The sequence below is a fragment of the Streptomyces sp. NPDC046712 genome (assembly GCF_040645695.1).
In the GTDB taxonomy this organism is placed as follows: domain Bacteria; phylum Actinomycetota; class Actinomycetes; order Streptomycetales; family Streptomycetaceae; genus Streptomyces.
This window is the reverse complement of record NZ_JBEYYW010000023.1, coordinates 1-26,300: the sequence shown is the minus strand read 5'-3', so window position 1 is coordinate 26,300 and position 26,300 is coordinate 1. Positions and strand designations below refer to the sequence as shown.

Below are 26,300 nucleotides of genomic sequence, written 5' to 3'. Positions count from 1 at the left end.
AGTCACGGTGTGGTCCAGGGCAGCGCGTGCTGCGCGAGGATGGCACCCATGAAGCCCATCATCACCGCAAGCGAACTCGTGAGCGAGTCGGCCGGGGCCAGGCCCCCGGTACTGCTGGACGTCCGCTGGCAGCTCGGTGGCCCGCCCGGGCAGCCGGCGTACGAGGCCGGGCACCTCCCGGGCGCGGTCTACGTGGACCTGGACACGGAACTGGCCGGTCCGCCCGGCACCGGCGGGCGCCACCCGCTGCCGGACGTGGCTGCCTTCGGAGCGGCGATGCGCCGTGCGGGCGTCTCGGCCGGCACGCCCGTCGTCGTCTACGACGACTGGCTCGGCTGGGGCGCGGCCCGCGCCTGGTGGCTGCTGCGCTGGACGGGACACGGGGACGTACGGGTCCTGGACGGCGGGCTCGCGGCGTGGACGGCGGCGGGCCACGGACTGTCGAAGGAGACCCCGAGCCCCGAGCCGGGCGACTTCGCGCCGGAGCCGGGCGCCGTCGGTCTGCTCGACGCGGACGGCGCCGCGGCCCTGGCCCGCTCCGGCCTGCTCCTCGACGCGAGGGCGGCGGAGCGCTACCGGGGCGACGTGGAGCCCATCGACCCGGTCGGCGGCCACATCCCGGGCGCGGTGTCGGCCCCGACGACGGAGAACGTGGACGAGGAGGGTCGCTTCCTGCCCGCGGAGGCGCTGGCGGCGCGCTTCTCCAAGCTCGGCGCGGGCGCCGCCGCCGGCGCGGACGAGGCCGTGGGCGTCTACTGCGGCTCGGGCGTCTCCGGCGCGCACGAGGTCCTGGCCCTGGCGATCGCCGGCATCCCGGCCGCCCTCTACGCCGGTTCCTGGTCGGAGTGGTCCAACGACCCCACCCGCCCGGTCGCGACGGGCCCGAACCCGTAGCCACCGCACGAGAAAGGGGGCCCGCGCCCGGTCGGCGCGAGCCCCCTCTCCGTACAGCGTCAGTCCTGCTTCTTCCTTCGCGTGCCAAAGACGATCTCGTCCCAGCTCGGGACCGCCGCGCGGCGGCCCGGGCGGACGCCGTCCGCCTCGGCCTGACGGTCCGTGGTGCCCGTCAGACGGTCGCGGTGGCCCGAGACCGCACGGGGCATCAGTACGTCGGCGTACGCCGCGCCCGCGCCGGCCGAGGCCGCCGGAGCCGGCGGATCCTCCGCCTCGGGCTCGTCGGAGGGCTCGGTCGAGGTCGGCTCGGGGCTCCGGTCCGGAACGACCATGTCGCCACGGAAGCTCGGCACGGCCTCCAGGAGGCTCGTGAGCGAATCCCGCTCCTCCTCCGGCTCGGCAGCTGGAGTGGGCCGTTCCGCCTGGCGTTCGAGCTGGCGGTCCAGGGCGCGGTCCAGCGGCCTGTCCCGCGGCAGCCGGGCGATGCGCGGCACGAAGGGGAAGCTGGGCTCCGGCGCGGCGGCGATCGTGTCGTCCGTCTCGCCGATCAGCGAGCGCGCCTCGTCGTCCACGGCCTGGACGAGCCGCCTGGGGGGGTCGTACGTCCAGCTCGCCGTGTGGACCTCGCCCGCCACCCGGTAGACGAGCAGCACCTCCCAGGTGCCGTCGTCACGGCGCCAGGAGTCCCACTGCACGGTGTCCTTCTCGGCGCCGCGCAGCAGGAGCCGCTCCTGCACCGCCTCGCCGAGCTGCGGCCCGGTGTTCTCCCCGGGCCTGCGCACCGGGGTCTTGCGGGCCCGCTCCGCCATGAACGCGCGCTCCGCGAGCACGGGGCCCTCGAAGCGACGCACGCGGTCGACGGGGATGCCGGCGAGCTGGGCGACCTCCTCAGCGGAGGCACCGGCACGTATCCGCGCCTGGATGTCACGGGGGCGGAGGTGGCTCTCCACCTCGATCTCGATCTGACCGAGCCGTGCGCGGTCGTTGCGCACGGCGGCGCGCAGCCGCTCGTCGATCGGAAGCGTGTACTCCGTGCTGTCAGCAGCCTTCAGCACCAGTCGTGTGCCGTCGTTGGAGACGGCCACGACACGCAGTTCGGGCATGGGGACCTCCCGGGTGGTGCCTGCCGACGTCACGTGCGTCGCTGCTTCCGCTAGTCGAGTGTGGCCTGCCCGGGTGCAGCCTGCCACAACCTTGCCGAGTTGCCCGGCGTGTCGGGCATGGACCCTGGAACGCCGTTATGGCACGGTTACCTATTTACGACGCAGAGTGACCGGTGGTCACGCTTTGTAACAGGCGTCCGTGCGGTGCCGCGGCGCCGCCGGTTCGAGCGCCGCTTTCGGCCCCCTCCCGTAGACCCCGAGCACCCTTGCGGGAGCCCGGACCCAGGGCTCGACACAGTACTCCATTCGGGCCACTTGGGTGGACCGGCACGCCGCTCAACTTCTCCGGAGGTACGGGAGTTGAGTCTCCGCGATCTCCGCCCGCACGTGTCGCTCTTCACAGAACCAACAGAAACGGAACTTTTCACTTCGCCCATTTGTCCCTTGTGGGTATGGAGTACGAGAAGAACGGTGAGAAGAAGAGGCGGCTCGACCTGAGCGTCGCTCAGGTTTCGGGCAGCGCGGTAGCCGCCGTCGTCGCCGCGAAACTCGCCTCCACGCTCGGCGTGTACGGCACGATCCTCGGTGCCGGTGTGATCAGTGTCATCGCGACCTGCGGCGGCTCGGTCTTCCAGCACCTCTTCAAGCGCACGGGGGAGCAGATACGGGAAGTCGCCGTCCACGCCGAGCCGTCGAAGAGCGCGAATGCGTCGAATGCGTCGAAGGCGCTTGCCCCGCCGACCCATCTGCCCGCGTCCGACCGCACCCAGGTGCTCACGACCGTCGGCGGGCCCCTGGCACCGTCGGGCGGCGAGAGGGTGGGCGAGGAGTTCGGCGAGAAGTTCGGCGAGAAGTTCGGCGAGGCCACCACGCACGGCACCCGCGTCCGGGGCTGGAAGCGCTCCGGCGTTGCGGCCGCGCTCGTCTTCCTGGTCGCGATGGGAGGCATCACCGCCTACGAACTGATCTCCGATCAGGACTTCAGCGGCACCAAGGGGACCACGACCTTCGGCTCGGTCGTCCGGGGCGGCGACGCCGGCGAGCACACGCCGTCGAACGCCCCGACCCCCACGAAACGACCGGACACCGAGCAGCAGGGCAGCGCCACCAGCCCCTCCCCGGACGCCGGGCGGAGCACCCCCGATCCGACTCCGACCCCCTCGCCCTCGCAGTCCACCGACGGCAGTCCCAGCCCGACGCCGACGCCCACACCTTCCACGCAGACGCCGACGCCCGCTCCGCCCCCGACGGCGACCCCGTCCACCGAGGCCCCACTCCAGGACGCCGCGCCGGCCGAGTGACCGTCAGTCGCCCAGTACCCGGCGCAGATAGTCGTTGGCGAACAGCCGCTCAGGGTCCAACCGGTCGCGCAGCGCCGTGAACTCGGCGAAGCGCGGGTAGACCTCGGAGAAGTACGCGGCGTCCCGGGTGTGCACCTTGCCCCAGTGCGGCCGGCCGCCGTGCGCGGTCATGATGCGCTCCACCGGGGTGAAGTACCCGCGGTGGGGCGTGCCCTTGTAGAGATGCACGGCGATGTACGCGGTCTCCCGGCCCGAGGCCGTGGAGAGCGTGATGTCGTCGGCAGGGGCCGTCCGCACCTCCACCGGGAAGCTCACCTTCAGCGGCGAGCGCTCGAGCATCGCCTTCAGCTCGCGCAGTGCCCCGACGGCCGCCTCGCGCGGCAGGGCGTACTCCATCTCCAGGAAGCGCACCCGGCGCGGGGAGGTGAAGACCTTGTACGGGATGTCGGTGTACGTACGGGCCGACAGCGCGCGACTGGAGATCTTGGCGATCGACGGGATCACCGGCGGGACCGCGCGGCCCAGCGAACAGGCGAGCTGGAAGACCCCGTTGGAGAGCAGCTCGTCCTCGATCCAGCCGCTGATCCGTCCGGGCGGGGCGGCGGGGCCGGCGCTGCGGTTGTTGCGCTTGGTGTTGCAGTTGTCGGTGTGCGGGAACCAGTAGAACTCGAAGTGCTCGTTCTCCGCGTGCAGCGCGTCGAACTCCGAGGTGACCTTGTCGAAGGTCATCGGCTCCTCGCGCGCGGTGAGCAGGAAGACGGGCTCCACGGCGAAGGTGATCGCCGTGACTACGCCGAGCGCCCCGAGCCCCATCCGGGCGGCCGCGAAGACCTCCGGATTCTCCTTCTCCGAACAGGTCAGCAGCTGTCCGTCCGCGGTGACCAGCTCGAGCTCCCGGATCTGCGCGGCGATCGAGGCCGAGTCACGGCCCGTGCCGTGGGTGCCCGTGGACGTGGCACCGGCGACCGTCTGCTCCATGATGTCGCCCATGTTCGTGAGCGACAGGCCCTCCCGGGCCAGCGCCACGTTGAGCCGCTTGAGCGGAGTGCCGGACTCCACCGTGACCGTCATCGCCTCGCGGTCGATGCGCCGGATGCCCGTCAGCAGGTCGGGCCGGATCAGCACGCCGTCCGTGGCGGCGATCGAGGTGAACGAGTGGCCGGTGCCGACCGTCTTCACCCGCAGCCCGTCCGAGGCGGCCTTCCTGACCGCGTCGGCCAACTCCTCGGCCGAGGCCGGGCTCACCTCCCGCACCGGGCGGGAGGTGACGTTCCCCGCCCAGTTACGCCACGGGCTGCTCGCCGCCCTGGTGCTCTCCTTCGTGGTCCCGCTCACGCTGCCCCTCCCGTGTCGGCACCGGCCGCCTGCGCAGCCGGCGATACCCCAGGACACCCACCAGGACCGCGAGCGCGCCCGAGACGACGGGCACCACGTACGCCGCTTCCGCACCCGAGGCGTCGACCACCCAGCCGGCGGCCGAGGAGCCGAGCGCCACACCGATCGCGAGCCCGGTCCCTGTCCAGGTCATGCCCTCGGTCAGCTTGGTACGCGGTACGTGCGCTTCGACGAGGGCCATGGTGGTCACCATCGTCGGTGCGATGGACAGGCCCGCGACAAAGAGCGCCACGGCCAGCAACGGCAGGTTCCCGGCCAGTAGGAGGGGGATCATACTCACGGCCATCGTGCAGACGCCCAGCAGCCACCTGCGCGACGGCTCGCCCTTGAGATGGAGCAGACCGAACACGGCACCGGCCAGGCAGGAGCCCAGCGCGTAGACCGCGAGCACCAGGCTGGCGGAGGCCTTGCTGCCCTGCTCCTCGGCGAAGGCCACCGTCACCACGTCGATCGAGCCGAAGATCGCGCCGGTGGCGACGAAGGCGAGGGCCAGGACCTGCAGACCGGGGGAGCGCAGCGCGGAGCCGCCGGAGTGCCCGTCGCTCGGGTGCGGCTCGGGCTCGGTGGCGCGCAGCGAGGTCAGCCAGAAGACGCCGATGGCGAGGAAGACGGCCGCGAACAGCGGGCCGGCCTCGGGGAACCAGATGGTCGACAGGCCGATGGAGATGATCGGGCCGAAGATGAAGCACACCTCGTCGACGATCGACTCCCAAGAGTACGCGGTGTGCAGCTTGCGTGCCTCCCCGCGGTAGATGTCCGCCCAGCGGGCCCTGGTCATGGCGCCGAGGCTCGGCACGCAGCCGATCACGGCGGTGAAGACGTACAGGGTCCAGTCCGGGGCGCCCTGCTGGACGCAGAGCAGCAGCCCGGCGGCGGCGACGAGTGAGACGAGGGTGACCGGGCGCAGCACGCGGCGCTGGCCGTACCGGTCGACCAGCCGGGAGACCTGCGGGCCCAGGACGGCGGCGGACATGGCCATGGTGGCGGAGAGCGCGCCCGCGAGGCCGTAGCGCCCCGTCACCTGGGAGATCATGGTGACGATGCCGATGCCCATCATGGACAGCGGCATCCGGCCGATGAATCCGGCGACCGAGAACGATCTGGTGCCGGGTGCCGCGAAGATCGCGCGGTAGGGACTGGGCAAGATGATCTCCGGGCGTCGGCTCAACACGTGTAATTAATAGCTAAAGCCTACGGTGTTGAACTGGATGGCGCAGCAGCATTTTTCGGTCGGGGCGCGCCATCGGCCGTCAGTGGCGGGTGGGAGGATCGTCCCATGTCCGATCAGCACGATCCCGCCCCGTACGACGCCCTTCTGCTGCTCTCCTTCGGCGGCCCCGAGGGCCCGGACGACGTCGTCCCCTTCCTGGAGAACGTCACCCGCGGCCGAGGCATCCCCAAGGAGCGGCTGAAGGAGGTGGGGCAGCACTACTTCCTCTTCGGCGGCGTCAGCCCGATCAACGACCAGAACCGCGCACTGCTCGACGCGCTGCGCGAGGACTTCGCGTCGGCCGGCCTCGACCTGCCGGTCTACTGGGGAAACCGGAACTGGGCGCCGTACCTCACCGACACCCTGCGGGAGATGATCACCGACGGCAGGCGCCACATCGCCGTCCTCACCACCAGCGCCTACGCCTCGTACTCCGGCTGCCGGCAGTACCGCGAGAACCTCGCCGACGCGCTCTCGGAGCTGGAGGCGGAAGGGCTCCCGCTGCCCCGGGTCGACAAGCTCCGCCACTACTTCAACCACCCCGGCTTCGTCGAGCCCATGGTCGAGGGCGTGCTCGCCTCGCTGGCCGACCTCGACGAGTCCGTCCGGGCCGGCGCCCACCTCGCCTTCACCACCCACTCGATCCCCGACTCCGCGGCCGACTCCTCCGGTCCCGTCGGCGAGCACGGAGAGGGCGGCGCCTATGTGAAGCAGCATCTCGACGTGGCCCGGGTGATCGTCGACGAGGTCCGCCGGAAGACCGGCGTCGAGTACCCGTGGCAGCTCGTCTACCAGTCCCGCAGCGGCGCCCCGCACATCCCGTGGCTGGAACCGGACATCTGCGACCACCTGGAGCAGCTGCACGGCGCCGGTGTCCCGGGCGCCGTGATGGTCCCGATCGGCTTCGTCTCGGACCACATGGAGGTCCTCTACGACCTCGACACCGAAGCCACCGCCAAGGCCGCCGAACTGGGCCTTCCCGTCCGGCGCTCCGCGACCGTCGGGGCCGACCCCCGCTTCGCGGCGGCGGTACGGGACCTCGTCCTGGAGCGCGCGGCAAGCGAGCGCGGCGTCCGGGTCGAGCGCTGCGCCCTCGGCGCCCTAGGCGCCTCCCACGACCTCTGCCCGATCGGCTGCTGCCCCGCGAGGGCGGAGCGGCCCGCAGCGGCCGGAGCCGACAGTCCGTACGCATAAGGAGCGCTTGTGACCGAGCCCGTGAACCCTGTGCCGACCGACCCCCTTCTCGCCGAACTGCTCGACCTCGCCCTGGAGGCCGGACGCCGGGCCGGCGCGCTGCTGCGCGACGGCCGGCCGGACGATCTGGCGGTGGCGAAGACGAAGAGCAGCCCGATCGACGTCGTCACCGAGATGGACATCGCCGCCGAGAAGCTCATCACCGGCTTTCTCTCCGAGCACCGGCCCGACGACGGCTTCCTCGGCGAGGAGGGTGCGGCCAGCCCCGGCACCAGTGGAGTCCGCTGGGTGATCGACCCGCTCGACGGCACCGTGAACTACCTGTACGGGCTGCCCACCTGGGCCGTCTCCATCGCCGCCGAGCGCGACGGCGAGACTGTCGTCGGCGTGGTCGAGGCGCCCATGCGGAACGAGACGTACCGGGCCGTGCTCGGCGGCGGCGCGTACATCGGTGAGCGCCGCCTGGCCGCCCGCCCCGCGCCCCCGCTGGAGCAGGCGCTGATCTCCACCGGCTTCGCCTATGTGCAGAGCCGGCGCGCCCGCCAGGCCGACATCGCGCAGCGCATGATTCCGCGCCTGCGCGACATCCGTCGCGGCGGCTCGGCCGCCATCGACCTCTGCGACGTCGCCGCCGGCCGTCTCGACGGCTACTACGAACGCGGCCTCAACCCGTGGGACCTCGCCGCCGGTGACCTCATCGCCCGCGAGGCGGGCGCCCTGACCGGTGGACGGCCCGGTGAGGCCCCGTCGGGCGAGCTGGCTGTCGCGGCCCCACCCGGTGTCTTCGAGCCGCTCCAGGAGCTTCTGGAGGAGTTCGGGGCCTGGCACGACTAGGGCCTTGTCCGGGCGGATCAGGGTCGGAGAGGCCCTGGCCGCCCCGGTCCGCGCACACGAAGGGCCCCGGTGTCGTCGACACCGGGGCCCCTTCGTGTCAGGGGTCAGGCGCTGGCGGCGCCGACCTCCACGCCGTGCTCGGCGGCCAGGCGGTGCAGGTCGTCGAGCTCGGCCTGCTCGACCTCCGCGAGGAAGTCGTCGCCCGTCTCGCGTGCCCGTGTGAGGTCGGTCTGCGCAGTCCTTATGCGCTGCAGCAGTCCTGCGGTGAAAGCGTCCATCGTGCGCCCCCTCGTCATGGGTCGGTGGCACGGGGGTGTGCCGAGGGTGGGGTGGATCACACGCTGCAACCTCTGGGGGACAGAGCGGTTGGTGGCGCGCCACATACAGGGCGTGATCGCGGGGTGTGCAGACGTCCTCCCCACGCCTTTCCTCACAGAAACCTCAACTGGCCCGTGAATCCGGTGAATTCTTCGCACGCCCCTCTCCGACCCCACCCGTGCGTCCGCACGCCCCCTCCCCGCCCGCGTGCCCTCCCGCCCGTCCCCCGCAAGCCGTCTTACAGCCGGTTTACGCGCGTACGGGGCAGGATGGACACGCACAGTCAGTGCTCAGGAACTGCCCGGTCCGTGTGAAGGACAGGGGCTCGCAGGAAGGAATGACAGACGTGCGCGTACTCGTCGTCGAGGACGAGCAGCTGCTCGCCGATGCGGTGGCCACCGGACTGCGCCGGGAGGCCATGGCAGTCGACGTCGTGTACGACGGCGCCGCCGCACTGGAACGCATCGGGGTGAACGACTACGACGTGGTGGTGCTCGACCGGGACCTCCCCCTGGTCCACGGCGACGACGTCTGCCGCAAGATCGTCGAGCTGGGGATGCCCACCCGCGTCCTGATGCTCACGGCCTCCGGCGACGTCAGCGACCGTGTGGAGGGCCTGGAGCTGGGCGCCGACGACTACCTCCCCAAGCCCTTCGCCTTCACCGAGCTCACCGCGCGCGTGCGCGCCCTCGGCCGGCGTACCACCGTGCCGCTGCCGCCCGTCCTGGAGCGCGCCGGCATCAAGCTCGACCCGAACCGCCGCGAGGTCTTCCGCGACGGCAAGGAGGTCCAGCTCGCACCGAAGGAATTCGCCGTCCTGGAGGTCCTGATGCGTAGCGAGGGCGCGGTCGTCTCGGCCGAGCAGCTCCTGGAGAAGGCCTGGGACGAGAACACGGACCCGTTCACCAACGTCGTACGGGTCACGGTGATGACCCTGCGCCGCAAGCTCGGCGAGCCGCCCGTCATCGTCACCGTCCCCGGCTCCGGCTACCGGATCTGATCCGGTGGCCGCGACCCCCGCGCCCCCTCAGGCGCCCCCGAAGCCGACCTGGGACCCCAGGGACCCGGTCAGGCCCCTGCTCCGTCCCACGATCCGCATACGGCTCACCCTGCTGTACGGCGGAATGTTCCTGATCGCCGGCATCCTGCTGCTGTCGATCATCTACCTCTTCACCGCGCAGGCGTTGGGGGACAGCGCATCGGAGCTGCCCTTCAAGGTCGTCGAGGGCAAGGTCCAGCCGACCACCTCCTGGTGTCAGCTGCCCGTCCAGGGCACCGGAGAGCAGCTCAACGAGGCCGTCTCCGCCTGTCTGCAGCACCAGCGGGACCTGGCGCTCGACGACCTCCTGCGCCGCTCCCTGTTCGCCCTCCTCGGCCTGAGCATCATCGCCTTCGCCTTCGGCTACGCGATGGCGGGCCGGGTCCTCTCGCCGCTGGGCCGGATCACCCGGACCGCCCGCCAGGTGGCCGGATCCGATCTGGCCCGGCGGATCGAGCTGGACGGACCGGACGACGAGCTGAAGGAGCTCGCGGACACCTTCGACGAGATGCTGGAGCGTCTGGAGCGGGCCTTCACGGCCCAGCAGCGGTTCGTCGCGAACGCCTCGCACGAGCTGCGCACCCCGCTGGCGATCAACCGCACGCTCCTGGAGGTCCACCTCTCGGACCCCGGGGCGCCGGTGGAGCTCCAGCAGCTGGGCAAGACGCTTCTCGCCACCAACGAGCGCAGCGAGCAGCTGGTGGAGGGCCTGCTGCTGCTCGCCCGCAGCGACAACCAGATCGTCGAGCGCAAGCCCGTGGACCTCGCCGAGGTCGCCTCGCGCGCCATCGACCAGGTGCACGCGGAGGCCGCGGCCAAGGGCGTCGAGATCCGCGGCGAGCGGGCGCCGGCCGTCGTCCAGGGCAATGGCGTCCTGCTCGAGCGGATCGCCCTGAACCTTGTCCAGAACGCCGTGCGGTACAACATGGCCGAAGAAGGCTGGGTGGAGGTCACCACCGAGACCCAGAACGGCCAGGCGATCCTTGTCGTCTCGAACACGGGTCCCGTGGTTCCCGCGTATGAGATCGACAACCTCTTCGAGCCGTTCAGAAGGCTGCGGCAGGAGCGGACCGGGAGCGACAAGGGGGTCGGTCTCGGCCTGTCGATCGCCCGTTCCGTCGCGCGCGCCCACGGTGGCCGTATCATCGCGGAGCCCCGCGAAGGCGGCGGTCTCGTGATGCGTGTCACTCTCCCGATCTGACACACTTCGGGTACCAGCCGGTTCCGTTCGCTTTGCGCGGAATTCCCGGGTCCCGTATCTGAGACGGTCATGTGTGATCGATCACAGGAACGAGCATCCGGCTATCTACTCTCCGTGATCGAGAATTCCCTCGGAAAACCCGGAAAAGTCCGGGTTTCCGAGGGGCTGGATGACGGGAAGTACACGGGGTGGCGCCCGTGAAGGACGGCAGGTGGACCGTGTACGGTCCCGTTCGCCACCCAAAGCCGATCACTCGTGAGAGGGCGGATTGGGTGTCGATTGAGTAACAGACCTTGATGTGAGGCAAAATCTCCGCCTCGGGTCGGGCACAAGTCCGGCCTCTCACGCGTTACGTGCGCTGGAGACACCGCAACCACCCAGAGGGGGAGAGCGACATGGCAACGGATTACGACACCCCACGCAAGACCGACGACGACGTCGATTCGGACAGCCTTGAGGAACTGAAGGCCCGCCGGAACGACAAGTCGACCTCGACGGTCGACGTCGACGAGTTCGAGGCCGCCGAAGGGCTCGAGCTGCCCGGCGCGGACCTCTCGAACGAGGAGCTCGCCGTCAGGGTCCTGCCCAAGCAGGCCGACGAGTTCACCTGCATGAGCTGCTTCCTCGTGCACCACCGGAGCCAGCTGGCCAGGGAGAAGAACGGTCAGCCGATCTGCCGCGACTGCGACTGAGATCGGTCGGCCGTGGCAGGCGACACACCGTCTCGGAAGCGACGCTTCCGGCTTCCCGGGAGGCCGGAGGCGTATCAGGGCGGCTCGGACCCGGCGGAGGGTGCTCAGGAGGCCCCTGAAGCCGAGCAGACCGCCCTCCTGCCCTCCCCCGGCGCACGTGACGACGAGCGGGGCCGCTCGGCCTCGCTCGAAGCAGCCGGGACCGAAACGGCCGGGACACCGGAGCCGGTGGAAGGGGAGGCCCCGCGTGGCGGGCGCCGTCTCGACGCCGTCAAGCGCGTCGCCGATCCGGCGCGCGCGCAGCTGGACCGCATGAAACTCGACCCCGCGCGGATCGACGCCGTCAGACGCGGCGTGAAGCGTGGCGGCGAGAGCGCCAAGGCCGGCATCGGCTACCTCGCCGACCGGATCATCGAGATCGCCCCTCGCATTCCCGTGCGGGACCTGGCGACCCTGCGCAAGCACTTCCCGGGGCTCGGGCCCGAGGAGATCGCCGACAAGCTCGTCGCGGGCGCCGCCGCCGCGAGCTCGACCGTCGGCGCCGGCATCGGCGCCGCCGCCATGCTGCCCGTACCCCCCGCGATGCCCGCCGAGCTCGCGGCGGAGATCACCGGAGTCGCCGCGATCGAGCTCAAGCTCGTCGCCGAGCTGCACGAGGTGTACGGCCTGCGGCCCCCCGGCACACTCACCCAGCGCTCGACCGCCTACCTGACCTCCTGGACGGAGGAGCGGGGCATCGACCCCGCCAAGCCGACCACCGTCAACGCGGCGCTCGGCGGTCAGCTCAAGCGAGAGCTGCGTCAGCAGATCATGAAGCGCATGGTGCGCAACATGCCCAGCCTGATGCCGTTCATGGTCGGAGCCGCCGTCGGCGCGGTGATGAACCGCCGCGACACCAAGAAGGTCGCCGAGCACGTCCGCAAGGACCTGCGACGCCGCCAGGTCCCCTGGGACGCCCTGGAAGGGCTGCCCCCGCTGGAGCAGCCCGAGAACCCCAAGGAGATCGGCTTCTAGGCGCTACGCCCCGGCGCTCCGGGCCTCGGCGCCGGCGGCCGGGCTCTCCGTGCGCGCGGCCTCCAGGGCCGCGGCCAGGCCCTCCGGGTCACGGCTGGACAGATAGACGTACGGCGTCGGGTCCGCCGGGTCGGTGACCTCGACCCGGACCGCGCGAGGGACGTAGCTGCGCAGCAGCATGAAGGCGCGCGGGTCGGCCTTGAACGTGCGCCAGGCGCGCGCCTCCTCCGCGTCCAGCACCTCCGGAGCCCCCAGCGCCGAGACCGGGATCCGCGCGTCCCCCGCCACCAGCGAACCGGCCACCACCCGGATCCGGGCCGAGCCGTACGAGGAGACGACGACCGCCGCCAGCGCCGCCGCGGCGATCAGCCCGCCCAGCGTCGGGACCGTGCCCAGCGGGAACATGACCAGACCGCCGGACAGGCCCAGCAGAGCCGTGATCACCCACCAGGAGCGGGGAGCGGTCAGACGTTCGTCGAAGCGCGGCGCGGAGGGTGATACGGAAGGCTGCATACGTCCAAGCTTGGCACGGCGCGACCTGCGCCCGGCCTCGCGGGTAAGGTCTGCGGCTGTGACTGCAACATCTGCCGCCCTCACCCCGCCGGCCGACGCCATACCGCCGGTACGCCACCCCGACGCGCCCGCCCCCGGCGAGCTGCTCGGCGCGCACTACGAGTACTGCTTCGGGTGCGGCGGCGGGCAGCCCCACGGTCTCCATCTGGAGGCCAGGGCCGGCGAGGGCGTGAGCGTCACCGCCGAGTTCACCGTGACCCCCGACCACCAGGGCGCGCCCGGTCTCGCGCACGGCGGCGTCCTCGCCACGGCGCTCGACGAGACCCTCGGCTCCCTGAACTGGCTGCTGCGGGTCATCGCCGTCACCGGCCGGCTGGAGACCGACTTCGCGCGGCCCGTTCCGGTCGGCACCGTCCTGCACCTGGAGGCCGAGGTCACCGCCGTGCACGGGCGCAAGATCTACTCGACCGCCACCGGCCGGATCGGCGGGCCCGACGGCCCCGTCGCGGTCCGCGCCGACGCCCTCTTCATCGAGGTCAAGGTCGACCACTTCATCGACAACGGCCGCCCGGAGGAGATCCAGGCCGCCATGTCCGACCCCGACCAGGTCCGGCGCGCCCGCGCCTTCGAGGTGAACCCCTGATGCGCAACCCTGTCGACGTCCTGATCCGACGCCTGGACCCGGACGTACCGATCCCGGCCTACGGCCATCCCGGCGACGCCGGAGTCGATCTGGTGACCACCGAGGCGGCCGTCCTGGCCCCCGGGGAGCGGGCCGTGCTGCCCACCGGAGTCTCCATCGCGCTGCCCGACGGCTACGCGGCCTTCGTGCACCCCCGCTCTGGGCTCGCGGCCAGGTGCGGAGTCGCCCTCGTGAATGCCCCGGGGACGGTGGATGCCGGGTACCGTGGAGAGATCAAGGTGATCGTGGTCAATCTCGACCCGCGCGAGAGCGTGCGGTTCGAACGGTTCGACCGGATTGCCCAACTGGTCGTCCAGCAGGTCGAGAAGGTGCGCTTCCACGAGGTGGCGGAGCTTCCCGGCTCGGCGCGGGCCGAGGGGGGCTTCGGGTCCACCGGCGGTCATGCCGCCGTGGACGGCTCAACGGGTGGGAATCGATACGCTTCGGTCGTATCCGACCGGGAAGGACAGTGACGTGTTCGGACGTCGCAAGAAGAGCGGTGCCGCTGAGGACGCAGCGGGCGAGGCCGAGCAGGTCGTCGACGAGGTCGGCACCGACGGCGAGGCCGACGCGCCGCGTCGGGTGAACCTTCCGCCGGCGCCCCGGCCCGACGGGCCGTGGGACATCTCCGAGGTGTCCAAGCCCGAGGACGGGCGGGTGGATCTCGGTGGCATCTTCGTGCCCGGTGTCGAGGGCATGGAGCTGCGGGTCGAGGTGGCGGGCGACGCGATCGTCGCGGCGACCGTCGTCCTGCGCGACAGCGCCGTGCAGCTGCAGGCCTTCGCCGCACCGAAGAAGGAAGGCATCTGGGGCGAGGTCCGCGAGGAGATCGCCTCCGGCATCACCCAGCAGGGCGGTGTCATCGACGAGGTCGAGGGCCCGCTGGGCTGGGAGCTGCGGGCCCAGGTCCCGGTGCAGCTGCCGGACGGCACCGGCGGTGTGCAGCTGGTGCGCTTCGTGGGTGTCGACGGACCCCGCTGGTTCCTGCGCGGAGTGATCTCCGGCCAGGGCGCGGTGCAGCCGGAGGCGGCCGGTCTGCTGGAGCAGATCGTGCGGGACACCGTGGTGGTCCGGGGCGACGGCCCGATGGCCCCGCGCGACCCGATCGTCCTCAAGCTCCCCAACGACGCGCAGATGGTGCCCGAGGGCGTCCAGCAGGACGAGCAGGAGGGCTCGCGCTTCTCCGGAGGCATGGGCCAGCTCCAGCGCGGACCGGAGATCACCGAGGTCCGCTGACCCCTGACTGATCCAGGGCCGATGGGCCGTATTCCGAACATGCCGTCCGGAATACGGCCCATCGGCGTTTCCCGGACCCTGGCCCGGCACCCCCTCGGCAGCACATACTGACGGGCGCACACGTTCGGCGAGGGGGAGTCCAGGGATGAGTGACAGCAGCGCGCGGCCCGGCACGGCGGTGGTCGAGGGCCCGACCGACGGCCCCATGGTCCGGGTCGAGAACCTGCGCCGCTCGTACGGTACGGGCGCGGCGGCCGTCCATGCCCTGCGCGGCGTCTCCTTCGACATCCCGCGGGGCGAGCTCGTCGCCCTCAAGGGCCGCTCGGGCTCCGGCAAGACCACGCTGCTCAACCTCGTCGGCGGCCTGGACACCCCCGACGGCGGCCGGATCACCATCGACGGGACGGACCTCGCGGAGCTCGGCGAGAACGGGCTCCTGGAGCTGCGCCGGGACCGCGTCGGCTTCATCTTCCAGTCCTTCGGGCTCATCCCGATCCTCACCGCGGCGGAGAACGTCGGCGTTCCCCTTCGGCTGCGCAAGGCGGACCCGAGGGAGCGCGAGGAGCGGGTCGCGCTCCTCCTCGCCTTGGTCGGCCTCGCCGACCACGCGGCCCAGCGGCCCGGCGAGCTCTCCGGCGGCCAGCAGCAGCGCGTCGCCATCGCCCGCGCCCTGGCCAACAGGCCGGCCCTGCTGATCGCCGACGAGCCGACCGGGCAGCTCGACGCCGAGACCGGGCTCGCGGTCATGGAGCTCCTGCGCGCGGTGGTCCGCAGCGAGGGCGTCACGGCACTGGTGGCCACGCACGACACCCAGCTCCTGGGGCTCGCGGACCGGGTGCTCGAACTGAGCGACGGCGAGATCATCGAGCACGGGGCGTGACGGCCCGGGGAACCGTGCTCTTCGTGGCTGGCTCGGCCTGGGCCCCCAGGTGGTCAGGGCGGGCGGAACCTGTGGGCGTCGCGGGACGCGTGGGCCTCGCGGAACTCGTCGTCCGGGCGGTCGGTTGACGCTCCGGTGCCCGCTGGGCGGTCGGCCGCGGTCCGGTGCCCGCCGATGTGCGTCTGCGGGGAGGTCGGCCGGCGGTCCGGTGCCCGCCGGTGTGCGTGTGCGGGATGCCGGCCGGCGGTCCGGTGTCCGCCGATGCGCGTCGTCCGTCAACCGGACGCCGGTTTCGCCCCCAGCCTCGCCGCCCGCAGCGTCAGGTAGTGCCGTTCCGGCAGGCTCGCCGTGCGGCCGGCCGCCAGCAGATACTGCTCCCGCGCCGCCTCCCGTTCGCCCGCCATCTCCAGGAGGTGCGCGCGGACCACGTGCACCCGGTAGTGGTCCTTCAGCTCGCCGCGGGCGGTGAGCCCGTCCACGAGGCGCAGGCCCGCGGCGGGGCCGTGGACCATCGCCGCCGCCACCGCGCGGTTGAGGGAGACCACCGGGCTGGGGGAGACCTGCTCAAGGACCCCGTAGAGCGCCAGGATCTGCGGCCAGTCCGTGTCCCCGGCCATCGCCGCCTCGTCATGCACGGCCGCGATCGCCGCCTGCACCTGGTACGGGCCCACCGGCCCGCGCGGCAGGGCGGCGGTGACGAGCGCGATGCCCTCCGCGATCGCCCCGGCGTCCCACAGCGAGCGGTCCTGCTCGGCGAGCGGGATCAGCTCCCCGGAGGGGCCGGTGCGGGCGGCGCCGCGCGCGTTGGTCAGCAGCATGAGCGCGAGGAGCCCCGCGACCTCGCTGTCGTCCGGGAGCGTCGCCCGGACCGCCCGGGTGAGCCGGATCGCCTCCGCCGACAGCTCCACCCGCCGCAGCTCGGGCCCGCCGCTCGTCGCGTACCCCTCGTTGAAGATCAGGTAGAGGACATGCAGGACCGCGGCCAGCCGCTCCTCGCGGTCCTTCTCCGCGGGCATCCCGAACGGCACCCCGGACGCCTTGATCCGCTGCTTCGCCCGCGAAATGCGCTGCCCCATGGTCGCCTCCGGCACCAGGAACGCCCGCGCGATCTCGCCCGTCGTCAGACCGCCCACCGACCTCAGGGTGAGTGCGATCGCCGACGGCCGTGACAGCGACGGGTGACAGCACAGGAACAGCAGCGTCAACGTGTCGTCCCGGCCCGCCGCGTCCTCCTCGTCCGCCGCGGGCGTGGTCAGCCGGTCCGTCGGTTCCAGCCCGGCGGCCCGGTCCTCCCGGCTGCGGCGCGCCTGCTCACCCCGTACGAGCTCGACCATCCGGCGGGAGGCGACCTGGATCAGCCAGCCGCGCGGATTGCGCGGGACACCGTCCGCCGGCCACTGGGCCGCCGCGTCGAGCAGGGCCTCCTGCACCGCGTCCTCGGCCATGTCGAAGTCGCCGTACCGGCGGGTGAGCACGCCGACGACCTGCGGCGCCAGCGGGCGCAGCAGGTCGTCGAGGCCTGGATCGGCGTCCGGAGTGCTCACAGCTCCGTCGACGTCCCGATCGGTGTTCGGAGTGCTCACAGCTCCGTCGGGGCCTCGGCCATGACCTCGCGCACCTCGATCGGCATGTTGATCGGCGCCCCGCCCGGGCCGGGCGCCGCCGAGATCTCGGCCGCGAGGGCGACGGCCCGTTCAGGCGACTCGACGTCGACGATCCACCAACCGGCCAGGAACTCCTTGGTCTCCGCGAACGGGCCCTCGGTGACCACGGCCGAGCCGTCGGCGGCCGACTTCACGATCTTCGCCGTGTCCGGCATCGCCAGGCCCTGCGCGTCGACCAGCTCGCCCGCCGCGGCGAGCTTCTCGTTGGTGGTCCGCATGAAGTCGATGTGCGCCCGGATCTCCTCCGGCTTCCACTCCCCGATCGAGGGGACGTCCAGGGTCTGCGAGCTGAACTGCATCAGCAGCATGTACTTCATGGTGTGCTCCTCGTGTCCCGGAGACGGGCCCTCATGGCCCGCTGTCACGGACAGGTCGAAGCCGGCCCCGGGATTTCGACATCCTCGACGCGATCCGAAGGAAAAAAGCTAGCGAGATTCCCCGGCCCCCGCGTCCGGACACCTCACGGGCCCATCAGAATCCCGTCAATACGGCCCCCGGGCCTTACCTCTCGTACAAAATGTCCGTTTCGCTGGACGTAAGGTCATGCCATGGGACGCGGCAAGCTACGGATCTACCTCGGCGCGGCACCGGGCGTCGGCAAGACGTACGCGATGCTCGCCGAGGCCCACCGGCGCGTGGAACGCGGCACGGACTGCGTCGTCGCCTTCGTCGAGCACCACCACCGTCCGCGTACGGAGGTCATGCTCCACGGCCTGGAGCAGGTACCCCGCCGCACGCTCCCGTACCGCGACACCACCTTCACCGAGATGGACGTGGACGCCGTCCTGGCCAGGAAGCCGGCCGTCGCCCTCGTCGACGAGCTCGCCCACACCAACGTCCCCGGCTCGCGGAACCCCAAGCGCTGGCAGGACGTCGAGGAGCTGCTCGCCGCCGGGACGGACGTCATATCGACGGTCAACATCCAGCACCTCGAATCCCTGGGCGACGTCGTCGAGTCGATCACCGGTGTGCGCCAGCAGGAGACCGTCCCCGACGAGGTCGTGCGCCGCGCCGACCAGATCGAACTCGTCGACATGTCGCCGCAGGCCCTCCGCCGCCGCATGGCGCACGGGAACATCTACAAACCGGACAGGATCGACGCGTCCCTCGCCAACTACTTCCGCCCCGGCAACCTGACCGCCCTCCGCGAACTCGCGCTGCTGTGGACCGCCGACCGGGTTGACGAATACCTCCAGCAGTACCGGGGCGAACACAACATCCGCTCCACCTGGCAGGCCCGCGAGCGCATCGTCGTCGGTCTCACCGGCGGACCCGAGGGCCGCACCCTCATCCGGCGCGGCGCCCGGCTCGCCGAGAAGGGCGCGGGCGGTGAGGTCCTCGCCGTCTACATCGCCCGCAGCGACGGCCTCACGGCCGCCTCGCCCAAGGAGCTCGCCGTCCAGCGGACCCTCGTCGAGGACCTCGGCGGAACGTTCCACCACGTCATAGGCGACGACATCCCCTCCGGCCTGCTCGAGTTCGCCCGGGGCGTCAACGCCACCCAGATCGTCCTCGGTTCCAGCCGCCGCAAGACGTGGCAGTACATGTTCGGCCCCGGCGTCGGACAGACCGTCGCCCGCGAGTCGGGCCCCGACCTCGACGTCCACATCGTCACCCACGACGAGGTCGCCAAGGGACGCGGACTGCCCGTCGCACGCAGCGCCCGCCTCGGCCGCTCCCGGATCATCTGGGGCTGGCTCACCGGCGTCGCCGGCCCCGCCCTCCTCGCCCTGCTGCTCACCCATGTCGACGCCGACCTCGGTCTCGCCAACGACATGCTGCTGTTCCTGGCGCTGACCGTGGCCTCGGCACTGCTCGGCGGACTCCTGCCGGCGCTGGCGTCCGCGGCGTTCGGATCGTTCCTGCTGAACTGGTTCTTCACCCCGCCGCTGCACAAGGTGACCATCGCCGACCCGAAGAACATCGTCGCGATCGCCGTCTTCTTCGGCGTCGCCATGTCCGTGGCCTCCGTCGTCGACCTCGCGGCCCGCCGCACCCATCAGGCCGCGCGGCTGCGGGCCGAGGCCGAGACCCTCTCCTTCCTCGCGGGCAGCGTGCTGCGCGGGGAGTCCAGCCTGGAGTCCCTGCTCGAACGGGTCCGCGAGACCTTCGCCATGGAGTCCGTCGCCCTCCTGGAGCGGGAGAGCGACGTCGAGCCGTGGACCTGCGCGGCGAGCGTGGGGGCGCGCCCCGTCGCCCGGCCCGAGGACGCGGACGTCGACATGCCGGTCGGCGAGCACCTGGCGCTCGCCCTCACCGGCCGGGTGCTGCCCGCCGAGGACCGGCGGGTGCTCGGCGCGTTCGCCGCGCAGGCCGCCGTGGTACTGGACCGGCAGCGGCTCGTCGGCGAGGCCGAGGAGGCCCGCAAGCTGGCCGAGGGCAACAAGATCCGTACGTCCCTGCTCGCGGCGGTCAGCCATGACCTGCGTACCCCACTGGCGGGCATCAAGGCGGCCGTCTCCTCCCTGCGGTCCGACGACGTCGAGTGGTCCGAGCAGGACCAGGCCGAATTCCTCGCGGGCATCGAGGACGGCGCCGACCGGCTCGACCACCTGGTGGGGAACCTCCTCGACATGTCCCGGCTCCAGACCGGCACCGTCACCCCGCTGATCCGCTCCATCGACCTCGACGAGGTCGTCCCCATGGCGCTCGGCGGCGTTCCCGACGGCAGCGCCGAACTGGACATCCCCGAGTCCCTCCCGATGGTCGAGGTCGACAAGGGGCTCCTGGAGCGCGCCGTCGCCAACATCGTCGAGAACGCCGTGAAGTACAGCCCGCAGGACGTACCGGTGGCCGTCTCCGCCAGCGCCCTGGGCGACCGGGTCGAGCTGCGGGTCGTGGACCGCGGGCCGGGAGTGCCAGACGAGAGCAAGGACGGCATCTTCGAGCCCTTCCAGCGCTTCGGGGACGCCCCGCGCGGCTCCGGCGTCGGTCTCGGTCTCGCGGTGGCCCGCGGCTTCGTCGAGGCGATGGGCGGCACCCTCACCGCCGAGGACACTCCCGGCGGCGGACTCACCATGACCCTCACCCTCAAGGCGGTGACGGGGCAGCGGCCACCGCCGTCCGCAGGCGTGGCCACCCGGGTCGCCTCCTGACCGCGCCACCCGTCCTCGCCATCCGTCCACGTGAACCGTCCGCGAGCAGTCAGCCCCCAGAAGAGAGAAGGAAGCCTTCGATGACCCGGGTTCTCGTCGTCGACGACGAGCCGCAGATCGTCCGCGCGCTGGTGATCAACCTCAAGGCGCGCAAGTACGAGGTGGACGCGGCGCCCGACGGTGCCACCGCCCTCCGGATGGCCGCCGAGCGCCACCCCGACGTGGTCGTCCTCGACCTCGGACTCCCCGACATCGACGGCGTCGAGGTCATCAAGGGGCTGCGCGGCTGGACGCGGGTGCCGATCCTCGTGCTCTCGGCGCGGCAGACCTCCGACGAGAAGGTCGAGGCGCTGGACGCGGGCGCGGACGACTACGTCACCAAGCCGTTCGGGATGGACGAGCTCCTGGCCCGGCTGCGCGCCGCGGTCCGCCGGGCCGAACCGGTCGGCGGCGGCGAGGACGGCGTCATGGTCGTCGAGACCGAGGGCTTCACGGTCGACCTGGCCGCGAAGAAGGTCCACCGGGACGGGCGCGACGTCCGCCTCACCCCCACCGAGTGGCACCTGCTCGAAGTGCTCGTCCGCAACAGCGGGCGCCTGGTCAGCCAGAAGCAGCTCCTGCAGGAGGTCTGGGGCCCGTCGTACGGCACCGAGACCAACTATCTGCGGGTCTACATGGCGCAGCTGCGACGCAAGCTGGAGGCCGACCCCTCGCACCCGCGGCACTTCGTCACCGAGCCGGGCATGGGCTACCGCTTCGAGCGCTGATCCGGCCGGTTCGGCCGTTTGCCGGGGCCGGTACGCTTTCTGTATGAGTGCTGCACCGCGTACAGAGAAGCCGGCCGGGCGCTTCCGCCGGATGCTCGACCGGCTGTCCACCTCGCAGGAGGAGCTGGAGTCCGAAGAGCTCCAGGAGGACGCCGAGGCGACGGGCTGCACGCGTATCTCCGACTGCTCCGACCGCCAGATAGTCAAGGTGACTGGTACCTTGCGCACGGTCACCCTGCGTCCTCGGGCCGGTGTGCCGGCCCTCGAGGCCGAGCTGTTCGACGGCACGGCCCCGCTGGACGTGGTGTGGCTGGGCCGGCGGTCCATCGTGGGCATCGAGCCGGGCCGCAAGCTGATCGCCTCCGGCCGGATCTCCATGAGCCACGGCCGGCGGGTCCTCTTCAACCCCAAATACGAGCTCCGACCGCTCGGACAGGAGTAGCCGGTGACGTCGCTCGACAAGCCGACGACGGATCAGGACGCCCAGGGCACCGGGGCAGCCCCCGGCGGCCAGGATTCGCAGGCCTCGAAGGAGGTCACCGAGGCCGCGCTGTTCGAGGCCTTCGGCGGACTGCGGGGCATGATCGAGACGGTCCTGCCCGGCCTTCTCTTCGTCACGATCTTCACGATCAACAAGGACCTGCACATCTCGGCGATCGCGGCGCTCGCGCTCTCCCTGGTCCTCGTCGCCGTCCGGCTGATCCGCCGGGACACCGTCAAGCACGCGTTCAGCGGCGTCTTCGGCGTGGCGTTCGGCGTGGTCTTCGCGATGATGACCGGCAACGCCAAGGACTTCTATCTGCCGGGCATGCTGTACACCCTGGGCCTCGCCCTCGCGTACATCATCACCACGCTCGCCGGCGTCCCGCTGATCGGCCTGATCCTCGGCCCGGTCTTCAAGGAGAACCTCTCCTGGCGGACCCGCAACCCCGGACGCAAGAAGGCCTACGCGAAGGCGAGCTGGGCCTGGGGCCTGATCCTGCTCGGCAAGTGCGCGATCCTCTTCCCGATGTACTGGTGGGCCGACACGACCAAGTTCGGCTGGGTCCTGGTCGCGCTGAAGATCCCGCCCTTCCTGCTCGCGGTGTACCTGACGTGGGTCTTCCTCGCGAAGGCCCCGCCGCCCATCGACGTCTTCGCCGAGATGGAGGCCGAGGAAGAGGCCGAGAAGGCCCGCAAGGCGGCCGCGGCGCGCCCGCCGGAGGCGTAACCCGTACGAGGAAGGGGCCCGGGACCTTGTCGAGGTCCCGGGCCCCTCGCCGTACCGCCGGCCTGGTCCCGGCCCCTTGCCGTGCCGCCGACGTGGCTCGGTCCCGAGCTCCCCGCCTGGTCCCGGGTCCCTCGCCTCGCCGAGTCACCGACAGGGCCTGGTCCGACCCCTCGCCGTACCGCCGACGTGGCCTGCGAGGCGTCGGCTGTCGCCGGGCCTGCGGGCGGCCGAACGCGAAAAGGGCCCGGGGGAAGCGGAATCGCTTCCCCCGGGCCCTTTTCGCTCGGCTTGCGCGAGCGTCAGCTCGCCGAGGCCTCGTCGCGGCGGACCGACAGCAGGTCCTCCAGCTGCTCCTCGCGGGCCTGGGCGGCCACGAAGAGGAGCTCGTCGCCCTCCTCCAGAGTCTCCTCCGCACTCGGCGTCAGGACCCGCGAGCCGCGGATGATCGTGACGAGCGAGGTGTCCTGCGGCCAGGCCACGTCGCCCACCGACGTCCCCGCGATCGCCGACTCCGGCGGAAGCGTCAACTCCACGAGGTTCGCGTCGCCGTGGCTGAAGCGCAGCAGCCGGACCAGGTCGCCGACGCTCACCGCCTCCTCGACCAGGGCCGACATCAGACGCGGCGTCGACACGGCGACGTCCACGCCCCAGGACTCGTTGAACAGCCACTCGTTCTTCGGGTTGTTCACCCGGGCGACCACGCGCGGCACGCCGTACTCGGTCTTCGCGAGCAGCGAGACGACCAGGTTCACCTTGTCGTCACCGGTGGCCGCGATCACCACGTTGCAGCGCTGCAGCGCCGCCTCGTCCAGCGAGGTGATCTCGCACGCGTCGGCGAGCAGCCACTCCGCCTGCGGCACCCGCTCCACCGAGATGGCGGTCGGCGCCTTGTCGATGAGCAGGACCTCGTGCCCGTTCTCCAGGAGCTCGCCCGCGATGGAACGGCCCACCGCACCCGCGCCCGCAATAGCGACACGCATCAGTGACCGCCCTCCTCAGGCCCCTCGGCGAAGGCCGCCTCGACCTTCGCGATCTCGTCCGTACGCATCATCACGTGCACGAGGTCGCCCTCCTGCAGCACGGTCTGCGAGGAGGGGATGACCGCCTCGCCCAGCCGGGTGAGGAACGCCACGCGCACGCCCGTCTCGTCCTGCAGCTTGCTGACCTTGTGACCGATCCACGCCTCGGACGTGTGCACCTCCGCGAGCTGCACCCCACCGCTCGGGTCGGTCCACAGGGGCTCGGCGCCGGACGGCAGCAGCCGCCGGAGCATCTGGTCGGCGGTCCAGCGGACCGTGGCGACCGTCGGGATGCCGAGGCGCTGGTAGACCTCGGCGCGCCGCGGGTCGTAGATCCGGGCCGCCACGTTCTCGATGCCGAACATCTCGCGCGCGACCCGCGCCGCGATGATGTTCGAGTTGTCGCCGCTGCTCACCGCGGCGAAGGCGCCGGCCTCCTCGATCCCCGCCTCGCGCAGCGTGTCCTGATCGAAGCCGACGCCCGTGACACGACGGCCGCCGAAGCCGGAGCCCAGACGGCGGAAAGCCGTCGGGTCCTGGTCCACGACGGCGACGGTGTGCCCCTGCTGCTCCAGGGTCTGCGCGAGAGCGGCTCCCACTCGCCCGCAGCCCATGATGACGATGTGCACGTCCCCTTACCCCGCACTCCTGATCGCCTTGCTGACCTGCGAATACACCCTGCTCACAACTTTCCTCACCCGACTGGCCCGGGCCGTGGCGGGCAGCGCCCTGCCGTGCTGCCCGATCCGAGCTTATGCGTCAACCCCGAGCGGGACCGCATCCGAGGTGGCAGCCAGGGAGATTCCGTGCGGATTGGGGGTCGCGGTGAGCATGGCGCTTTTCGAACGCTTACGATCCTCTCCGTGTCCAAACTGACCGACCTGCCCAAACGGATCCTGATCGGACGGGCTCTGCGCAGCGACAAGCTCGGGGAGACCCTTCTCCCGAAGCGCATCGCTCTCCCCGTCTTCGCCTCCGACCCGCTGTCCTCGGTGGCGTACGCACCCGGTGAGGTGCTGCTCGTCCTCTCCATCGCGGGTCTGTCGGCCTATCACTTCAGCCCGTGGATCGCGCTGGCCGTCGTCGTCCTGATGTTCACGGTCGTCGCCTCGTACCGGCAGAACGTCCACGCCTACCCGAGCGGCGGCGGCGACTACGAGGTCGCCAACACCAACCTCGGTCCGAAGGCCGGACTCACCGTCGCCAGCGCCCTGCTCGTCGACTACGTCCTCACCGTCGCCGTCTCGATCTCCTCCGGAATCGAGAACCTCGGCTCGGCCGTCCCGTTCGTCGTCGAGCACAAGGTCCTCTGCGCGGTCGGCGTCATCGTGCTGCTGACGCTGATGAACCTGCGCGGGGTGAAGGAGTCGGGCAGCCTCTTCGCCATCCCGACCTATGTCTTCGTCGCCGGCGTCTTCATCATGATCGCGTGGGGCGCGTACAAGGGGATCGTCCTCGACGAGACCATGAAGGCCCCCACCGCCGACTTCGAGATCAAGCCCGAGCACCAGGGCCTGGCCGGCTTCGCGCTGTTCTTCCTGCTGTTGCGCGCCTTCTCCTCCGGCTGTGCCGCCCTCACCGGCGTCGAGGCGATCTCCAACGGGGTCCCCGCCTTCCGCAAGCCGAAGTCGAAGAACGCGGCCACCACGCTCGCGCTCATGGGCGCCCTGGCCGTCACCATGTTCTGCGGCATCATCTTCCTGGCGCTCGCCACCGACGTACGGATGGCCGAGAAGCCCGCCCAGGACCTGCTGCTGAACGGTGTGCCGGTCGGCGAGAGCTACGTCCAGGACCCGGTCATCTCCCAGGTCGCGGCCGCCGTGTTCGGCGACGGAACGTTCTTCTTCGTCCTCCTCGCCGCGGCCACCGCGCTCGTCCTCTTCCTGGCCGCCAACACGGCGTACAACGGCTTCCCGCTCCTCGGCTCGATCCTCGCCCAGGACCGGTACCTGCCGCGCCAGCTGCACACCCGCGGCGACCGGCTCACCTTCTCCAACGGCATCGTGCTCCTCGCCGGCGCCGCCGCCCTGCTGGTCTGGGTCTACGGAGCCGACTCGACGAAGCTGATCCAGCTGTACATCGTCGGCGTCTTCGTCTCCTTCACCCTCAGTCAGACCGGCATGGTCCGGCACTGGAACCGGCACCTGAAGACCGAGAAGGACCCGGCCAAGCGCCGCCACATGATCCGCTCCCGCGCGATCAACACCTTCGGTGCCTTCTTCACCGGCCTGGTCCTCGTCGTCGTCCTCGCCACCAAGTTCACGCACGGCGCGTGGGTCGCGCTGCTCGGCATGGTGATCTTCTACGGGACGATGACCGCGATCCGCCGGCACTACGACTCGGTGGCGGAGGAGATCGCCGCCGCCGAGGAGCGCCCCGACGAGTACGTGCGCCCCTCGCGCGTCCGTTCCGTCGTCCTCGTCTCCAAGCTGCACAAGCCGACGCTGCGGGCGCTCGCCTACGCCAAGCTGCTGCACGCGAGCGAGCTGGAGGCGCTGAGCGTCAACGTCGACCCGGCCGAGACCAAGGCGCTCAAGGAGGAGTGGGAGCGGCGCGGGATCAACGTGCCGCTCAAGATCCTCGACTCGCCCTACCGGGAGATCACCCGGCCGGTCATCGAGTACGTGAAGAACATCCGCCGCGAGAGCCCGCGCGACGCCGTCTCCGTCTACATCCCGGAGTACGTCGTCGGCCACTGGTACGAGCACCTGCTGCACAACCAGAGCGCGCTGCGGCTCAAGGGGCGCCTGCTCTTCACCCCCGGCGTGATGGTGACGTCCGTCCCGTACCAGCTGCAGTCCTCCGAGGCCGCGAAGAAGCGGGCCAGGAAGCGCCAGGACTGGAACGCGCCGGGTTCGGTGCGCCGCGGCCCGGTCGAGAAGCGCGCGAAGGAACCGGCCGGCAAGGGCACGTAGACTGGTGGGCTGCCGCTAGCGGCAGCCCATACGTCTCCGCCGCCCGGTAGTCGCTGCGGATCGCCGGCAGGATCATCCGTAACAGCTCCTCGTCCCCGAGCACGCCCGGTTCCGTCCCGCTGAG

The 26,300-nt window shown here is 71.3% G+C and carries 26 protein-coding genes and 1 pseudogene; 17 read left to right on the top strand and 10 right to left on the bottom strand.

The window, feature by feature from the left end; genetic code table 11:
• Positions 1-48 precede the first annotated feature (48 nt).
• Positions 49-894, top strand: a complete 846-nt coding sequence (locus ABZ939_RS26565; RefSeq protein ID WP_361860050.1) for a sulfurtransferase — start codon at positions 49-51, stop codon at positions 892-894.
• Between the two features lie 59 nt (positions 895-953).
• On the opposite strand, the gene sepH is transcribed toward ABZ939_RS26565, so the two are convergent.
• Complete coding sequence (gene sepH / locus ABZ939_RS26560; protein WP_361860047.1) at positions 954-1,997, bottom strand: septation protein SepH; 1,044 nt, start codon at positions 1,995-1,997, stop codon at positions 954-956.
• A 452-nt stretch (positions 1,998-2,449) separates the two neighbouring features.
• Between sepH and ABZ939_RS26555 the strand changes: the two genes are divergently transcribed.
• Complete coding sequence (locus tag ABZ939_RS26555) at positions 2,450-3,298, top strand: hypothetical protein (protein ID WP_361860044.1); 849 nt, start codon at positions 2,450-2,452, stop codon at positions 3,296-3,298.
• 3 nt (positions 3,299-3,301) lie between these two features.
• Here the strand turns inward: ABZ939_RS26555 and ABZ939_RS26550 are convergent, their stop codons facing one another.
• Entirely contained in the window at positions 3,302-4,633 is a 1,332-nt protein-coding gene (locus tag ABZ939_RS26550; protein ID WP_361860041.1) for a D-arabinono-1,4-lactone oxidase, read from the bottom strand.
• Entirely contained in the window at positions 4,581-5,837 is a 1,257-nt protein-coding gene (locus ABZ939_RS26545; RefSeq protein ID WP_361860038.1) for an MFS transporter, read from the bottom strand. The genes ABZ939_RS26550 and ABZ939_RS26545 overlap by 53 nt, the downstream gene beginning before the upstream one ends.
• A 132-nt stretch (positions 5,838-5,969) precedes the next feature.
• On the opposite strand from ABZ939_RS26545, the gene ABZ939_RS26540 reads away from it, so the two are divergent.
• Both ABZ939_RS26540 and ABZ939_RS26535 read left to right on the top strand, forming a co-directional pair.
• Entirely contained in the window at positions 5,970-7,097 is a 1,128-nt protein-coding gene (locus ABZ939_RS26540; protein WP_361860035.1) for a ferrochelatase, read from the top strand.
• Positions 7,098-7,106: 9 nt separating this feature from the next.
• Entirely contained in the window at positions 7,107-7,931 is an 825-nt protein-coding gene (locus ABZ939_RS26535; RefSeq protein WP_361860032.1) for an inositol monophosphatase family protein, read from the top strand.
• Between the two features lie 104 nt (positions 7,932-8,035).
• Here the strand turns inward: ABZ939_RS26535 and ABZ939_RS26530 are convergent, their stop codons facing one another.
• Positions 8,036-8,209, bottom strand: a complete 174-nt coding sequence (locus tag ABZ939_RS26530) for a hypothetical protein (protein WP_315893340.1) — start codon at positions 8,207-8,209, stop codon at positions 8,036-8,038.
• Positions 8,210-8,595: 386 nt separating this feature from the next.
• Between ABZ939_RS26530 and ABZ939_RS26525 the strand changes: the two genes are divergently transcribed.
• From ABZ939_RS26525 to ABZ939_RS26510, 4 genes are all read left to right on the top strand, one after another.
• Positions 8,596-9,249: a response regulator transcription factor gene (locus ABZ939_RS26525; RefSeq protein ID WP_132914883.1), complete on the top strand. Its 654-nt coding sequence runs from the start codon at positions 8,596-8,598 to the stop codon at positions 9,247-9,249.
• A 4-nt stretch (positions 9,250-9,253) separates the two neighbouring features.
• Complete coding sequence (locus tag ABZ939_RS26520; RefSeq protein WP_361860028.1) at positions 9,254-10,489, top strand: HAMP domain-containing sensor histidine kinase; 1,236 nt, start codon at positions 9,254-9,256, stop codon at positions 10,487-10,489.
• Between the two features lie 395 nt (positions 10,490-10,884).
• A complete protein-coding gene (locus ABZ939_RS26515; RefSeq protein WP_003955561.1) occupies positions 10,885-11,181 on the top strand; it encodes a DUF4193 domain-containing protein in 297 nt (98 codons plus the stop codon).
• 12 nt (positions 11,182-11,193) lie between these two features.
• The gene (locus ABZ939_RS26510) at positions 11,194-12,195 is read left to right on the top strand and encodes a hypothetical protein (RefSeq protein WP_361860025.1); all 1,002 of its coding nucleotides are present in this window, start codon (positions 11,194-11,196) and stop codon (positions 12,193-12,195) included.
• A gap of 3 nt (positions 12,196-12,198) precedes the next feature.
• On the opposite strand, the gene ABZ939_RS26505 is transcribed toward ABZ939_RS26510, so the two are convergent.
• A complete protein-coding gene (locus tag ABZ939_RS26505; protein WP_361860022.1) occupies positions 12,199-12,708 on the bottom strand; it encodes a DUF3093 domain-containing protein in 510 nt (169 codons plus the stop codon).
• Positions 12,709-12,766: 58 nt separating this feature from the next.
• Between ABZ939_RS26505 and ABZ939_RS26500 the strand changes: the two genes are divergently transcribed.
• The 4 genes from ABZ939_RS26500 (at position 12,767) to ABZ939_RS26485 (ending at position 15,506) form a co-directional block, all read left to right on the top strand.
• Positions 12,767-13,351, top strand: a complete 585-nt coding sequence (locus ABZ939_RS26500) for a PaaI family thioesterase (protein ID WP_361860019.1) — start codon at positions 12,767-12,769, stop codon at positions 13,349-13,351.
• Positions 13,351-13,863, top strand: a complete 513-nt coding sequence (gene dut / locus ABZ939_RS26495; RefSeq protein WP_361860016.1) for a dUTP diphosphatase — start codon at positions 13,351-13,353, stop codon at positions 13,861-13,863. Before ABZ939_RS26500 ends, dut begins: the two co-directional genes overlap by 1 nt.
• Before the next feature lies 1 nt (position 13,864).
• A complete protein-coding gene (locus ABZ939_RS26490) occupies positions 13,865-14,626 on the top strand; it encodes a DUF3710 domain-containing protein (RefSeq protein ID WP_361860013.1) in 762 nt (253 codons plus the stop codon).
• Between the two features lie 145 nt (positions 14,627-14,771).
• A complete protein-coding gene (locus ABZ939_RS26485) occupies positions 14,772-15,506 on the top strand; it encodes an ABC transporter ATP-binding protein (RefSeq protein WP_361860011.1) in 735 nt (244 codons plus the stop codon).
• Between the two features lie 275 nt (positions 15,507-15,781).
• On the opposite strand, the gene ABZ939_RS26480 is transcribed toward ABZ939_RS26485, so the two are convergent.
• Positions 15,782-17,050: a DUF6596 domain-containing protein gene (locus ABZ939_RS26480; RefSeq protein WP_361860008.1), complete on the bottom strand. Its 1,269-nt coding sequence runs from the start codon at positions 17,048-17,050 to the stop codon at positions 15,782-15,784.
• Positions 17,051-17,085: 35 nt separating this feature from the next.
• Positions 17,086-17,487: a YciI family protein gene (locus ABZ939_RS26475; protein WP_361860005.1), complete on the bottom strand. Its 402-nt coding sequence runs from the start codon at positions 17,485-17,487 to the stop codon at positions 17,086-17,088.
• A gap of 231 nt (positions 17,488-17,718) precedes the next feature.
• Here ABZ939_RS26475 and ABZ939_RS26470 point away from each other — a divergent pair, with 231 nt between their 5' ends.
• From ABZ939_RS26470 to ABZ939_RS26455, 4 genes are all read left to right on the top strand, one after another.
• Positions 17,719-20,265, top strand: a complete 2,547-nt coding sequence (locus ABZ939_RS26470) for a sensor histidine kinase KdpD (RefSeq protein ID WP_361860002.1) — start codon at positions 17,719-17,721, stop codon at positions 20,263-20,265.
• An 80-nt stretch (positions 20,266-20,345) separates the two neighbouring features.
• Positions 20,346-21,032, top strand: coding sequence for a response regulator (locus tag ABZ939_RS26465; protein WP_361859999.1), 687 nt, complete (start codon positions 20,346-20,348; stop codon positions 21,030-21,032).
• 43 nt (positions 21,033-21,075) lie between these two features.
• The gene (locus tag ABZ939_RS26460) at positions 21,076-21,474 is read left to right on the top strand and encodes an OB-fold nucleic acid binding domain-containing protein (RefSeq protein WP_361859996.1); all 399 of its coding nucleotides are present in this window, start codon (positions 21,076-21,078) and stop codon (positions 21,472-21,474) included.
• A gap of 3 nt (positions 21,475-21,477) precedes the next feature.
• Entirely contained in the window at positions 21,478-22,242 is a 765-nt protein-coding gene (locus ABZ939_RS26455; protein ID WP_361859993.1) for a DUF3159 domain-containing protein, read from the top strand.
• A 299-nt stretch (positions 22,243-22,541) separates the two neighbouring features.
• Here ABZ939_RS26455 and ABZ939_RS26450 read toward each other — a convergent pair whose 3' ends face one another.
• Together ABZ939_RS26450 and ABZ939_RS26445 are read right to left on the bottom strand one after the other, a co-directional pair.
• Positions 22,542-23,222 carry a TrkA family potassium uptake protein gene (locus ABZ939_RS26450; protein WP_361859990.1) on the bottom strand — a complete coding sequence of 227 codons (681 nt, stop codon included), beginning with the start codon at positions 23,220-23,222 and terminating at the stop codon, positions 22,542-22,544.
• Complete coding sequence (locus tag ABZ939_RS26445) at positions 23,222-23,890, bottom strand: TrkA family potassium uptake protein (protein WP_361859987.1); 669 nt, start codon at positions 23,888-23,890, stop codon at positions 23,222-23,224. Before ABZ939_RS26445 ends, ABZ939_RS26450 begins: the two co-directional genes overlap by 1 nt.
• 234 nt (positions 23,891-24,124) lie before the next feature.
• Between ABZ939_RS26445 and ABZ939_RS26440 the strand changes: the two genes are divergently transcribed.
• Complete coding sequence (locus ABZ939_RS26440) at positions 24,125-26,176, top strand: APC family permease (protein ID WP_361859984.1); 2,052 nt, start codon at positions 24,125-24,127, stop codon at positions 26,174-26,176.
• 28 nt (positions 26,177-26,204) lie between these two features.
• On the opposite strand, the pseudogene ABZ939_RS26435 reads toward ABZ939_RS26440, so the two are convergent.
• Positions 26,205-26,300 (bottom strand): annotated as a pseudogene (locus ABZ939_RS26435) (thioesterase); the annotation flags it as partial.

What these genes read in the sequence shown, in the direction of transcription:
- ABZ939_RS26565 (WP_361860050.1), top strand. Translation starts at nt 49, where the DNA reads ATGAAGCCCATCATCACCGCAAGCGAACTCGTGAGCGAGTCGGCCGGG.
- sepH (WP_361860047.1), bottom strand. Translation starts at nt 1,997, where the DNA reads ATGCCCGAACTGCGTGTCGTGGCCGTCTCCAACGACGGCACACGACTG.
- ABZ939_RS26555 (WP_361860044.1), top strand. Translation starts at nt 2,450, where the DNA reads ATGGAGTACGAGAAGAACGGTGAGAAGAAGAGGCGGCTCGACCTGAGC.
- ABZ939_RS26540 (WP_361860035.1), top strand. Translation starts at nt 5,970, where the DNA reads ATGTCCGATCAGCACGATCCCGCCCCGTACGACGCCCTTCTGCTGCTC.
- ABZ939_RS26530 (WP_315893340.1), bottom strand. Translation starts at nt 8,209, where the DNA reads ATGGACGCTTTCACCGCAGGACTGCTGCAGCGCATAAGGACTGCGCAG.
- ABZ939_RS26515 (WP_003955561.1), top strand. Translation starts at nt 10,885, where the DNA reads ATGGCAACGGATTACGACACCCCACGCAAGACCGACGACGACGTCGAT.
- ABZ939_RS26505 (WP_361860022.1), bottom strand. Translation starts at nt 12,708, where the DNA reads ATGCAGCCTTCCGTATCACCCTCCGCGCCGCGCTTCGACGAACGTCTG.
- dut (WP_361860016.1), top strand. Translation starts at nt 13,351, where the DNA reads ATGCGCAACCCTGTCGACGTCCTGATCCGACGCCTGGACCCGGACGTA.
- ABZ939_RS26485 (WP_361860011.1), top strand. Translation starts at nt 14,772, where the DNA reads ATGAGTGACAGCAGCGCGCGGCCCGGCACGGCGGTGGTCGAGGGCCCG.
- ABZ939_RS26475 (WP_361860005.1), bottom strand. Translation starts at nt 17,487, where the DNA reads ATGAAGTACATGCTGCTGATGCAGTTCAGCTCGCAGACCCTGGACGTC.
- ABZ939_RS26470 (WP_361860002.1), top strand. Translation starts at nt 17,719, where the DNA reads ATGGGACGCGGCAAGCTACGGATCTACCTCGGCGCGGCACCGGGCGTC.
- ABZ939_RS26465 (WP_361859999.1), top strand. Translation starts at nt 20,346, where the DNA reads ATGACCCGGGTTCTCGTCGTCGACGACGAGCCGCAGATCGTCCGCGCG.
- ABZ939_RS26460 (WP_361859996.1), top strand. Translation starts at nt 21,076, where the DNA reads ATGAGTGCTGCACCGCGTACAGAGAAGCCGGCCGGGCGCTTCCGCCGG.
- ABZ939_RS26450 (WP_361859990.1), bottom strand. Translation starts at nt 23,222, where the DNA reads ATGCGTGTCGCTATTGCGGGCGCGGGTGCGGTGGGCCGTTCCATCGCG.